Source organism: Paenibacillus pasadenensis (genome assembly GCF_023715725.1).
In the GTDB taxonomy this organism is placed as follows: domain Bacteria; phylum Bacillota; class Bacilli; order Paenibacillales; family Paenibacillaceae; genus Paenibacillus_O; species Paenibacillus_O pasadenensis_A.
The window spans coordinates 1,161,256-1,173,838 of the sequence record NZ_JAMBOT010000001.1 but is presented as its reverse complement, the minus strand read 5'-3'; the positions used below and the strand labels follow the sequence as shown (position 1 = coordinate 1,173,838).

Below are 12,583 nucleotides of genomic sequence, written 5' to 3'. Positions count from 1 at the left end.
AGGCGCCCCGGCGGGGCGCGGCCCGCGGGCGCTCCGGCGGAGCGCCCGGCCGCTTCCGCGCCGGGGCGCGCGGGCGGCGGCGAGGCTCCGCCCGCAGGCGCCGCTGCGCGGCGCAGCCCACCCGCTGCGCGTTCCGCTCAGCGGGTGTACATCAAAATCGCGGCGGATCGCGGAACTCCCGCCGCCCTGGAGCGCCTGAAGGCGCTCCTCGCCGAGCATGCAGGGCCGCTCGGCACCGTGCTTTTTTACGAGCGCGAGGGGCGGACGCTCGAGCTGAGCGAGCGCTACCGGGTCAAGCCTTCCCCGGAGCTGATCGAGCGCATTGAGCAGCTGTTTGGCAAAGGCGCGGCCGTAGTCAAATAAATGGGTCTTATCGGCTTTCAAAGACCAGCTTTCGCTTCCGAGCGAGAGCTGGTCTTTTTCATGCAATCATTGATGCACATAGCTTGACCGCTGTTTGAGTTGCTGCGACCAGTATCAAGAAATAGGTTCAAGCTCAGCGACCAATCAGGGCGCTTCAAACGTACCTTCCACGCTCAGTCAGGCTCAGACGACCCGCAATAAGGGTGTCAAACGCCCTTAAACCCCTTCTTTTTATGCTCCCTCCGCATCACCCTAACGCCGCCGTTCCTGGTACCCATGCCACTAACCCCACTCAAGCATATTACTCTCAGCCCGTCGCCCCGCCCCCTCCTCAAATCTCTCGAATCGCCTCAAATTCCCGGAACATTTTGCGGGACAGGTGCATAGAGTAGGAGACACAGCAGCGGCAAAGCTGCTGGGCGGCCGGGCCTGCGAAGGCGGATGGCGGCGGATGAGGGGGCGCGGGTGCAGCCCTCTACTGCTGTCTCTGCCGATGGACATCCACGGCTGCGCGCCGGGAATCAGCCTGCACCCGCAGGCTGGACGGCATATGGCAGAGCGGGAGGGAATGCGGATGAGTTCCGAATTGGAGCGCTGGTTGGAAAGGCGCGGCGTCACGGTAGCAGATGTAGCGGATATTGTACACGCCCTGCAGCTTCCCTATAATCCTAGTTTGACGATGGAGGAATGTTTGGAAAGCGTGCGCACGGTGCTTGGCAAGCGCGAGGTGCAGTACGTCTTGTATACGGGGATAGCGCTGGATGAGCTGGCGGAGAAAAAGCTGCTGCCGACTCCGCTGCAAAGAATTATGGAAAAAGACGAGTCGTTATACGGCGTCGACGAAACGCTGGCGATGGGCATAACGCATGTCTACGGCATGATCGGGTTGACGAGCTTCGGTTATCTCGATAAAGTGAAGCCGGGCATTATAAGCCGCTTGAATGACAAATCGGCTGGCGCAATCCACGTGTTTTTGGACGATCTGGTGGCGGGACTGGCAGCCGCGGCGTCGGCGCGCATCGCTCATCAGGACCCGAAAGCGGTCAATTATAGCGAGGACGGCACAAAAAACTAGAGCAAGCAGGATTCCGGGGCTGCGGGAGCGAATCGTTCCTGCAGCCCCTCCCGGAATGATCCGGCAGACGTATGGACAAGCTCCGCGCTTGGCGCGCGCCGGGCCTTTCTTGCTAGCAAAAGTTCTCCTATGCTATGATTGTGAGATCATGTGACCTGTTTCCGGGATTATCAGGGGGTACCTTTCATGTGGACGGTCATCTACATCGCGCCAACGGCAAAAATCGCGGAAAGTATTAAGAAGAGGCTTACGGAAGAAGGATTTCTCGTTCAGACCAGGCCGATCAGTATGTCCAAGCAGCAGTACGAGATCCTCGTGCCGTCTGGAGAATTGGAGGAAGTGCAGGAAGTGCTGAGCTCCATTCTTCATTCCTGATTGCCGGCCCGACTATACTTAGCGTCTTGAGAGGTGTCACTTGTGTTTAAGGACTTATTTCATAAACGTAAATACGCAACGGTTCCTTCGGAGAGGGAACGCAGCGATAAGCAGGACCGGCCAAAGCGGGATATTCCGGAAGGCTTAATGAATAAGTGCCCTAAGTGCGGCACGATTCAGTTTTCAAAAGAACTGGAGAAGAACAACAAAGTATGTCCGTCCTGCGGGCATCATTTCCGTCTGAGTGCCTGGGAGCGCATCGGAATGACGCTTGACGACGGACGTTTGTCTGAATTCGACCGGGACATGATCTCGGAGGACCCGCTTGAATTCCCGGGTTACGCAGCCAAGCTGGAAACCCAGAAGAAAAATTCCGGTCTTAAAGACGCTGTTGTTACTGGCGAAGGAACGATCGGAGGATTTCCTGTTGTTGTTGCCGTGATGAGCTTCGACTTTTTCACTGGAAGCATGGGATCTGTCGTCGGGGAAAAAATCACGCGGGCGATTGAGCAGGCCAGCCTGCGCAAGCTGCCGCTGCTTATCTTTTCCACTTCCGGCGGCGCGCGCATGCAGGAGAGCATTCTGAGCCTCATGCAAATGGCAAAAACGAGCGCGGCTTTGGCGAAATTCCAGAGCGAGGGCGGACTGTACATTTCCGTTATGACGGATCCGACAACCGGAGGCGTTACCGCAAGCTTTGCCTCGCTTGGCGATTATAATTTGGCCGAGCCCGGGGCGCTGATCGGTTTTGCCGGGCGCATCGTTATCGAGCAGACGATCCGTCAGAAGCTGCCGGACAATTTCCAAACGGCAGAGTTCAATATGCAGCACGGCCAGCTGGACCGCGTCGTGCACCGCAAGGACATGAAGTCCACGCTGACGCGCCTGCTGGATATGCACGCAGTGAAGGAGGACTTGGGATATGGCGGGTGAACTGCCTTTTGAAAAGCCGCTTGGCGACCTGCGCCGCAAGATTGAAGAGCTGAAGGGCCTCAGCCAAGGCAAGGGCATCGACTTCAGCGACGAGATCGCGCGGCTTGAAGCCCGCTGCCGGCATTTAGAGGAAGAGCTGTACAGCGAGCTTGGCGCTGCGGAGAAAATGCATTTGGCCCGCCATCATCAGCGGCCGACTTCGCTTGATTTTATTCAGGCTATTTTCACGGACTTTCTGGAGCTGCACGGCGACCGTCTGTTCGCGGACGACCTCGCCATTGTCGGCGGCCTGGCCAAGCTGAACGGAATGCCGGTAACGGTTGTCGGCCATCAGCGCGGCAAAGATACGAAGGATAATATCGCCCGTTTCTTTGGCAGCCCGCATCCGGAAGGGTTCCGCAAAGCGCTGCGTCTCATGCAGCAGGCGGACAAATTCCGCCGTCCGATTATTACTTTCATCGATACGAAGGGCGCTTATCCTGGCAACACGGCGGAGGAGCGCGGCCAATCGGAGGCGATTGCCCGCAATCTGCGCGAGATGGCGCTGCTGGGCGTTCCGGTCGTCTGCGTTGTAATCGGAGAGGGCGGCAGCGGCGGCGCACTGGCTCTTGGCGTAGGCAACCGCGTGCTGATGCTGGAAAATGCGATCTATTCCGTTATTTCGCCAAACGGCGCTGCTTCTATTTTGTGGAAGGATGCTTCCAAGGCGGATCAGGCAGCCGAAGCGATGAAAATAACCGCTAAAGATCTGCTCTCGTTCGGAATTATCGAAGAGATCGTGCCGGAGCCGCAGGGCGGAGCCCATCGCGACTACGCGCAGCAGGCCGAGACGATCAAGGAAGCGCTCTGGCGCCATTTGCAGGAGCTTGGCTCCATGACGGCGGAAGAGCTGATCGAAGACCGCTACATGAAGTTCCGCAAAATCGGACAGTTTACCTTTGATCCGCAGCCGAACGGTTCGGAAGAAGAAGGCCGCCAGCCTTCGGAAACGCCAGCTGCTTCTACGCTTGAAGCAAGCGCTGGGCCTGCCGCAGAAGCTGCAGCTAAGGAAGACGTCTCTGCCTCGTCCACGGAGTCTGCGAGAGTGCATTAAACCGCAGCTTCGTTTCGGTCCGGCAATTATTAGGAACAGAACCATCAAGGAACCGCATGTACGTCCCGTTCATCGGGCCGTCGTTGTTCATAGGTTGCAAGGGCGGCCGTTTATCGGCCGCTTTTTCCTGTGTTCGGGAGTCTCTGGAACTAGCTTCCAAAGTCTCGCTGCTCTCTCGCAAAAGTGTTGTAAAGTGAGTAAAGTCATGTCTATGAAGTATTGAATTGTGGTAGAATGGTTGATAGTGTGTATAAGCAAGCTAACTGATGGAGGAATTATATACCCATGCGCAAAACAAAAATCGTCTGTACAATCGGCCCATCCAGCGAGTCGCTGGAAAATACGAAAAAACTTATTCTGGCTGGCATGAACGTAGCCCGTCTTAACTTCTCGCACGGCGACTTCGAAGAGCACGGCAACCGGATCAAAAACATTCGTCAAGCCTGCTCCGAGCTCGGCAAAACCGTTGCCATTCTGCTTGACACAAAAGGCCCTGAAATCCGTCTCGGCAAGCTGAAGGAAGAGCCAATCGAGCTTCAGCAGGATGACTACATCACGCTGACGACCGAAGAGATTCTTGGCGACCGCCACCGTCTCCCGGTAACGTACAAAAACCTCCCGGCTGACCTTAAAGTCGGCTCCACGGTTCTGATCGACGACGGCCTGATCGGCCTGACGGTTGTTGACATTCAAGGCACGGAAATCAACTGCAAAATCGTCAACAGCGGCCCGATCAAAAGCAAAAAAGGCGTGAACGTTCCAGGCGTGGACATCTCTTTGCCAGGCATTACGGAGAAGGACGCTAACGACATCGTGTTCGGCGTTGAGCAAGGCGTTGACTTCATCGCGGCTTCCTTCGTGCGTAAAGCTTCCGACGTGCTGGAAATCCGCGAGCTGCTGGAGCAGCATGGCGCTAGCCATATCCAGATCATCTCCAAAATCGAGAACCAGCAAGGCGTGGACAACCTCGACGAAATTCTGGAAGTATCCGACGGCCTGATGGTTGCCCGCGGCGACCTCGGCGTTGAGATTCCAGCTGAAGAAGTTCCGCTCGTTCAGAAAAACATGATTCAAAAAGCGAACCTTGCCGGCAAGCCAGTCATTACGGCAACGCAAATGCTGGATTCCATGCAGCGCAATCCGCGTCCAACTCGCGCCGAAGCGAGCGACGTTGCCAACGCAATTTTCGACGGCACTGACGCAATCATGCTGTCCGGCGAAACGGCTGCTGGCAAATACCCGATGGAATCCGTGCTGACGATGTCCCGCATTGCAGAGCGTGCTGAGTCCGCGCTTGACTACCGTGAAATTTTGACGAAACAAGCCAGCGCCCAACAGACGACGGTAACGGAAGCAATCAGCCAGGCTGTTGCTAATTCCGCCCTGGATCTGCAGGCCAAAGCTATCGTGACGTCTACAGAGAGCGGTTATACGGCGCGTATGGTATCCAAATACCGTCCAAAAGCTCCAATTATCGCGGTAACGACGGATGAGCGCATTATGCGCCGCCTGAACCTGACTTGGGGCGTTATCCCTACAAAGGGCGTTCCTGCTGATACGACGGACGAAATGTTCAACTTCGCTGTTGAAGGCGCGCTGAGCACAGGCCTGGTTGGCCTTGGCGACACGATTGTCATCACTGCAGGCGTACCGGTAGGCCGCGCAGGCACAACGAACCTGATCAAGGTTCACCACATCGGCGAGCTGGTTGCCAAAGGTCAAGGCATCGGCAGCCAAACGGCTACCGGCAAAATTGTCGTAGCCCGTACGCCGGAAGAAGCAATTGCAAAAACAAAACAAGGCTCCATCCTCGTGACGGTATCCACCGACAAGGAATATATGCCTGCTATCGAGAAAGCTTCCGCAATCATTACCGTTGCCGGAGGCATCACGAGCCATGCGGCAGTAGTCGGCCTGAACCTTGGCATCCCGGCCGTTATCGGCATTCAGGATGCGTTTGAGCTTCTGCAGGACGGCATGGAAGTAACCGTATATGGTGAAATGGGCGTAATTTACACGGGCCAATCCAAAGTCCTGTAAGCTACCGCGATATGAATGGCCGCTCAGCCGGCGGTATCCAACATTTCTTTTCTAAAAGAAATGAATTTGGACGCCGCCGCTGAGCGGCCTTTTTTTGCATCCTTGGCTCAATGTGCGGATAATGGGGGTAAGAGAAAGGAGGCATCTGAGCGATGGGAAAATGGCATATTCAACCGCTGCGTGTTCGTTACCAGGAAACCGACGCTATGGGCGTCGTCTATCATGCCAATTATTTGACCTGGTTCGAAATCGGACGGACCGAGCTGATCCGTTCTTTGGGTTATCCATATGGACGAGTGGAGGCAGAAGGGCTGATGCTTCCGCTGACGGATCTGGACAGCAGCTTTCGGATGCCTGCCCGTTACGATGACGCGGTTGTAATTTGCACCTGTGTGGAAAGCTATACGCCGATGCGGCTTGCATTTCGGTATGAGATCCGTCGTTTGGCGTCTGAACCGGACATGCCGCTGCCCGCGCCATCTGTTGGAATTGAGGCATCCAGGGATGGAGAAGGGCTTCCCGGGGAGTTGCTTGCGACAGGCGGTACGCGGCATGTGTGGGTGGACCGGAGCTTTCGGCCGGTTCGGCTGGACCGCCGTTTGCCGGAGCTGTACGAGATCATTCAAACGTACGGCGCCGAGCCGCCGAAGGAGGAGCATTTATGAATCGTCGATGGGGGACGCTGCAAAAGATTTTAGCCGGAGCGGCGGTTTATTTGCTGCTTGAGGTGTTTGCGATGGCCTGGCTGGGCGGCCGCATCGGTTTGGGCGGAGTGTTTTTGCTGCTTGCCGGAACCGCGGTGCTTGGGGCTGTATTGATTCGAACACGCGGACGTAAAGCTTGGGAGGAAATGCGGGTCAAAATGAACGCTGGGGAGCCGCCGGGCCATGCGCTTTTGAGCGGGCTCTGCATTTTTGCAGGCAGCCTGCTGCTCATTTTTCCTGGATTCATCGGCGATATTATCGGACTGACGCTTGTTATTCCGGTGACGAACCGCTTTTATCGCATGAGCCTGTACCGCTGGATGGAAAAGCTGTTCCGCCGCGGCGGCGGGGGCGGCTTCGGAGGACCGGGAGGCGGGCCGTTTATTTTTCTAGGACGACGATAACTGGCATTTACGCTCTTTTTACAGCATCTTAATATTATAGTAACAGTTACAAGGCATAATTGGGACAATGACAAGGAGGCTCCTCACCTATGAGTAAAGTTATGTCCCCCTATGTGAACCGCGATTTGAGCTGGATCGAATTCAACCGGAGAGTGCTTGAGGAAGCGCAGGATATATCAACTCCGTTGCTGGAGAGGGCAAAGTTCCTCGCGATTGTATCAAGCAATCTGGACGAGTTCATGAGTGTGCGAATGGCGGGAATTCAGGATCAGCTCAAGGCGGGCTATACCAAAATTGATTTTACCGGTTATACGCCTCAAGGCTTGTGGAAAAGGCTGATCAAGCGGACGGGACAGATGGTATCCGAGCAATACCGGACTTACCGCGAAGTAATGAGAGGACTCTCCAAAGAGGGTTTACATATCCGCGATATGGACGATCTGAACACGAGCCAGATGGCGGCGATGGATCATTATTTCCGTACAATCGTGTTTCCGGTGCTGACGCCGATGGCGGTCGATCAGAGCCGTCCGTTTCCGCTGCTGCATACAAAGGAGCTGTATTTGGCCATTGTGCTGCAGGATCCCGAGGAAAAAGAGGAGTCGGATCCTTACTTTGCTATTGTGCAGGTGCCTTCCATTCTTCCGCGCTGCGTGCCGGTGCCTATGCATGGCAACAGCAAAAAGCAGGAATTTGTGCTGCTGGAGGATTTGATTCAAGCATTCATCCAAACGTTATTCAGCGGTTATGCGCTTATTGCTGTTCATCCGTTCCGGCTTACCCGCAATGCCGACCTGACGCTTAACGAAGAGGGGGCCGAGGACCTTCTGGAGGAAATTGAGAAGGAGCTTCGGCGCCGCCGTTGGGGCATACCGGTCCGGCTGGAGATCGAGGAAGGATTCCATCCTTATGCGCTGGATTTGCTGCGGGAGGAACTGGAAATTGAGGATCATGTCATCGAGATTTCCGGACCGCTTGATCTCAGCTTTCTGATGCGTTTTGCGAGCACCCTTCAGGGAAGGGATAATTTGCGTTATCCAAGGCTGGAGCCGGTGTATCCGCCGGAGCTGGAAGAGCATGAACTGCTGTTTGATACGATCCGCGAACGGGATGTGCTGATGCATCATCCTTATGAATCGTTTGAACCGCTGACGGAATTTGTACAGCAGGCGGCGGAGGATTCCGAGGTGCTTGCGATCAAAATGACGCTTTACCGGGTCAGCGGCCAGAGCGAGCTGGTGCAGGCGCTTGCGGCAGCGGCCGAGGCGGGCAAACAGGTGACGGTTGTTGTGGAGCTGAAAGCCCGTTTTGATGAGGAGCGCAATATTGCCTGGGCCCGTCAGCTGGAAAAGGCCGGCTGCCATGTTGTGTACGGACTTGTCGGTCTCAAAACCCACGCTAAAATACTGCTTGTCGTTCGCCGCGAGCAGGACCAGCTTCGTCGTTACGTCCATGTCGGCACCGGTAATTATAACGACAGCACCGCCAAGGCTTATACGGATATCGGCTTGTTTACTTCACATCCCGTTATCGGGGCGGACGCGTCCGCTTTGTTCAACGAGGTGACCGGTTATTCGTCCCCGTACGAGTGGCAGGCCTTTGGCGTCGCGCCAAGCGATTTGATGGAAAAGCTGTTCCGTCTGATTGACCGCGAGCGGGAGCATGCCGAAAATGGAAGAGGCGGTTATATTGCGGCCAAGATGAACTCGCTTTCGAACCAGGAGATGATCGACAAGCTTTACGAGGCTTCGCGCTCCGGGGTGCGCATCGATTTGATCGTGCGCGGCGTTTGCTGTTTGCGTCCCGGCGTGCCCGGCCTTAGCGAAAACATCCGGGTCCTCAGCATCGTCGACCGTTTTCTGGAGCATTCCCGGCTGCTGTATGTGCACAATGCTGGGGAACAAGAAGTTTATCTGTCCAGCGCGGACTGGATGACACGCAATCTGACCCGCCGCATTGAATTAATGTGTCCGGTATTCGATCCCGGTCTGCGGGATAGTCTCATCTCAATTATTCAGCTTCAGCTTAGCGATAACGCTAAAGCCCGCGAGCTGAAATCCTCGGGCAGTTATGAGCGCGTTCTCCCGGCAGAAGGCGAGAAAAGCCGGCGAAGCCAGTTTATGGCGGAAAACATTCCGTCGTGGAAGCATATGAGAGCGGAAGCGGCTCCTTCGCGGAGCTAACAGCCCGCGGGCTAGGCGGCTTATAATAGCAGGATGCGTAACAAACGCGGCAGCTAATCAAGCGGCATGCCGCTTAAAAAGCCAACGGCTCCACCGCCTTGTGCGCGGTGGAGCCGTTGGCTTTTTAAGTGATGTAAGAATCAATGCCTAATGGCCCATTCCGTTCAGCGGACGACTAGCTCCGGCAGAAGGCCCCACAGCTTTTGAAATTCTTTGCCGGCTTCCTCGACTTCCTGCATTTCCAGCGCCAGCGAATCGGCCGGATGTACGGCGGTAAGCTTCAGAATACGAGCCTCTGCAGAGATCTCCGTTTCCAATCGACTGATTGACTGCGTCTCGCTGCGGTCGAGCGAAACGGCAAGCAGCAGCAGGCTTCCCAGCATTGCGGCTGCCTCGATGTCCCCGGGCTGAAGCAGCGCTTCAAACGGCTCTAGCTGGGCCTTGCAGCGGTTGCGGCTGCGGAAGGCGGCAATGGCAGCGGTCAGCACGTTTTCGCGGTGTGACATGCCGTTCAAGCTGCAGTTAGCCAGCAAATAAAACGTATGCTTAGGATATGCGGCATACTCGATGGAAGCGCCGATCCGGTACAGCATTGAGGCGGCGTCCAGCAGCGTGGCGGCTCTAACGCCAAAGTCCGCCAGCACGCCGTTCTGAACGGCGGGTTTGAGCTGCTCCAGCAGCTGCAGAGACAGCCGGTTTACCTGGTTAAGATGGGGGAGCGGCGCCTCAGGATAGAGCGCGCAGGTGTTGCGGACACTGTAATCCAGCACATTGTCGAGCCTTGGCCGTTCCGGCCATTGGACCGAGAAGAAGAGACCGTCACGCAGGCCGGCGGCGCATACCCTGTACTCCGTCGCTCCCGTCAGGCGCTGAAACAGCCTGAGCACGGCAAGCCCCGGAACGATCAGATCGACGCGGTCCTTCGACAACCCGGGAAATTTACGGCGTTTGTCCAGCGGCATGCGAATCAGCGTCTCAAATAAACGATCCGCATCTTGCGTCGGAATCGCATAGTTATGAGTTTGCGGGAAAGGATATTTGCGTACTGCCTGATGGATTTTGGCTAGCGAGCGGATGGTGCCGCCGACGCCGATCAGGGGCAGGCCCGGGGACCAGCCCAGCCAGTTTTCCCGTTCCGCGGCCTCTAGCACCATCTCTTCGAGGGCGAGCAAGCCAACCTCATCCAGCGCGCCCTGCTCGGCGAATTTGCGGGCAAGGCTGACGCAGCCGAACGGGAAGGAAACGCTTTGGACGAGCGTACGCTCTTTAAACAAAGAAATTTCGGTGCTGCCGCCGCCGATGTCGATCAGAAAGCCGTCGCGCACTTCCATTGTGTTGACCATTCCGAGAAAACCAAAGCCGGCCTCTTCTTCGCCGGGAAGCAGCTCGATTTCAAGGCCGGTTTCCGCACCGAGCGCTTGCAGCACCTCGGCTCCATTAACGGCATTGCGCACGGCTGCCGTGGCAACAGCGCGAATCGTATTTGTCCGATGGTGGGCGCATAACAAGCGGAAATGCCCAAGCGTTTCGGCAAGCTCGCGAACCGTTTCTTCGTCGATGCGGTTATCGGCGGTAATTTTCTGGCTGAGCCGGGCGGGGCGTTTGCTGCCGTCGATGACCCGGTGAGCGCCTGCAGCAGTTTGCTCGTAGACGACGAGACGAATAGAGTTGGAGCCTATGTCAATGATTCCGATCCGTTGTTCATTCATCGGAGTTCTCCTTTTTAAGCCATTAAAAATTTGGTTCCAATTAGTGTACCATTTTCAGACTTGCAGTTCCAAACGAGGCGGTAACCGCTGCAGCTGCATCAAAGTTTTGCAACCGGGAAGCCGTCAGCGGCCCATGCGGTAATGGAGCATAAATATTCATTAATAGAAATTTAGTGCAAAATGTCGGCGTTTGTCTTCATGGACAGGCCGGATTTACAAAAATGCTAGATCCAGGGCTTTATTTCCAGAATTCATAAAAACCGCGCTACAACGCGCTTTATTTGGCGACAACTAAATTCTATGATGGCGATAAAGCATTTTTATGCGGCCATGAGTTGGATTAAAGTGAAAAATACTTTATGATAATAAGGATCACTGCGGATATTCGTCTGCCTTGTGTTTTTTTGTAGCGTTCTCCGTGTTCAGATTTACACTAGCTGAATGCGCTGTCAAGGTGGGCGGGGCGGATCGCTCAGCCGCAGTACCATGTTCGCTTGTCCCCTATACACCCGGCCTGCAATCCAAGGCAAGGTCTTCAGGCCGAAGACAAAGGAGAGAGTTCAATGACAGCTACCAAAGGTCTCGAAGGCATTGTCGCTACAACCTCGTCCATCAGCTCCATTATCGACGGAGTGTTGACTTACCGCGGCATCAATATTGACGATCTGGCCGAAAACGCGACGTTTGAAGAAGTGGCATACCTGCTCTGGTATGGCAAGCTTCCAACTTCCTCCGAGCTGGAACAGCTTAAATCCAAGCTTGACGCTTTTGCTGCGGTACCGTCCGAAGTAATCGAAGCGATCAAGCTTTATCCGAAAGACGCGAACTCTATGGCGGCGCTCCGTACGGCGGTATCCGCTCTGGCTCTGTATGACCCGGCTGCTCAAGATATGTCCCATGAAGCCAACGTGGATAAAGCAATCCGCCTGCAGGCACAGCTGCCGACGATCATTGCCGCGTTTTCGCGCATCCGCGAAGGCCAGGAGCCGATTGCACCGAAGGCCGGACTGTCCGTAGCCGCTAACTTCCTCTACATGCTGTCCGGCGAGACTCCGGACGACGTAGCCGTGAAGGCGCTTGACCAGGCGCTTGTCCTGCATGCCGACCATGAGCTGAATGCTTCTACATTCGCAGGCCGCGTTACGGTCGCAACGCTGTCGGACATTTACTCCGGCGTTGTATCCGCAATCGGCGCGCTGAAAGGCCCGCTGCACGGCGGAGCTAACGAAGCGGTAATGGTTATGCTGGAGGAAATCGGATCTCCGGACCGCGTAGAATCGGTTATCAACGAGAAGCTGAATAACAAAGAAAAAATCATGGGCTTCGGCCACCGTGTTTATAAAAACGGCGACCCGCGCGCCAAACATCTTCAAAAAATGTCCCAAGAGCTCGGCAAGCTGAAGGGCAACCTCGACCTGTACAACATGAGCGTGAATATCGAAGATATCGTAACCGGACAAAAGGGTCTGAAGCCTAACGTAGACTTCTACTCCGCATCTGTATACACGACTCTCGGCATTAAGCGCGACCTGTTTACGCCGATTTTTGCCATCAGCCGCCTGTCGGGCTGGACAGCGCATATCCTTGAGCAGTACGATAATAACCGTCTGATCCGCCCGCGCGCGGAGTATACGGGACCGGTGAACGCCAAGTTCATTCCAATCGAGCAGCGCTAATAAGGTCCCCCCTCGGCTAATAGCCGGG

The 12,583-nt window shown here is 55.6% G+C and carries 11 protein-coding genes; 10 read left to right on the top strand and 1 reads right to left on the bottom strand.

The genetic code is table 11. The features are described 5' to 3' along the window. Positions 1-144 precede the first annotated feature (144 nt). The 9 genes from M3223_RS05420 to ppk1 all read left to right on the top strand — a co-directional run bounded on the left by M3223_RS05420 (position 145) and on the right by ppk1 (position 9,170). Complete coding sequence (locus M3223_RS05420) at positions 145-363, top strand: hypothetical protein (RefSeq protein ID WP_251559743.1); 219 nt, start codon at positions 145-147, stop codon at positions 361-363. 574 nt (positions 364-937) lie between these two features. Further along, positions 938-1,438, top strand: a complete 501-nt coding sequence (locus tag M3223_RS05415; protein WP_251559741.1) for a phosphatidylglycerophosphatase A family protein — start codon at positions 938-940, stop codon at positions 1,436-1,438. A 186-nt stretch (positions 1,439-1,624) separates the two neighbouring features. Continuing rightward, positions 1,625-1,813, top strand: a complete 189-nt coding sequence (locus M3223_RS05410; RefSeq protein WP_251559739.1) for a glutamate decarboxylase — start codon at positions 1,625-1,627, stop codon at positions 1,811-1,813. A 42-nt stretch (positions 1,814-1,855) separates the two neighbouring features. Continuing rightward, entirely contained in the window at positions 1,856-2,746 is an 891-nt protein-coding gene (gene accD, locus M3223_RS05405) for an acetyl-CoA carboxylase, carboxyltransferase subunit beta (RefSeq protein WP_251559737.1), read from the top strand. Further along, positions 2,736-3,839 carry an acetyl-CoA carboxylase carboxyltransferase subunit alpha gene (locus tag M3223_RS05400; RefSeq protein WP_251559735.1) on the top strand — a complete coding sequence of 368 codons (1,104 nt, stop codon included), beginning with the start codon at positions 2,736-2,738 and terminating at the stop codon, positions 3,837-3,839. The genes accD and M3223_RS05400 overlap by 11 nt, the downstream gene beginning before the upstream one ends. A gap of 285 nt (positions 3,840-4,124) precedes the next feature. Then, positions 4,125-5,879, top strand: a complete 1,755-nt coding sequence (gene pyk / locus M3223_RS05395) for a pyruvate kinase (RefSeq protein ID WP_251559732.1) — start codon at positions 4,125-4,127, stop codon at positions 5,877-5,879. 152 nt (positions 5,880-6,031) lie between these two features. Next, the gene (locus M3223_RS05390; protein ID WP_251559729.1) at positions 6,032-6,544 is read left to right on the top strand and encodes an acyl-CoA thioesterase; all 513 of its coding nucleotides are present in this window, start codon (positions 6,032-6,034) and stop codon (positions 6,542-6,544) included. Continuing rightward, entirely contained in the window at positions 6,541-6,987 is a 447-nt protein-coding gene (locus tag M3223_RS05385) for an FxsA family protein (protein ID WP_251559727.1), read from the top strand. The genes M3223_RS05390 and M3223_RS05385 overlap by 4 nt, the downstream gene beginning before the upstream one ends. An 89-nt stretch (positions 6,988-7,076) precedes the next feature. Beyond that, positions 7,077-9,170, top strand: a complete 2,094-nt coding sequence (gene ppk1, locus M3223_RS05380; RefSeq protein WP_251559725.1) for a polyphosphate kinase 1 — start codon at positions 7,077-7,079, stop codon at positions 9,168-9,170. 164 nt (positions 9,171-9,334) lie between these two features. Here ppk1 and M3223_RS05375 read toward each other — a convergent pair whose 3' ends face one another. Further along, the gene (locus M3223_RS05375; protein ID WP_251559723.1) at positions 9,335-10,879 is read right to left on the bottom strand and encodes a Ppx/GppA phosphatase family protein; all 1,545 of its coding nucleotides are present in this window, start codon (positions 10,877-10,879) and stop codon (positions 9,335-9,337) included. 563 nt (positions 10,880-11,442) lie between these two features. Here M3223_RS05375 and citZ point away from each other — a divergent pair. Then, the gene (gene citZ, locus M3223_RS05370; RefSeq protein ID WP_251559721.1) at positions 11,443-12,555 is read left to right on the top strand and encodes a citrate synthase; all 1,113 of its coding nucleotides are present in this window, start codon (positions 11,443-11,445) and stop codon (positions 12,553-12,555) included. The last annotated feature ends 28 nt before the right edge of the window (positions 12,556-12,583 follow it).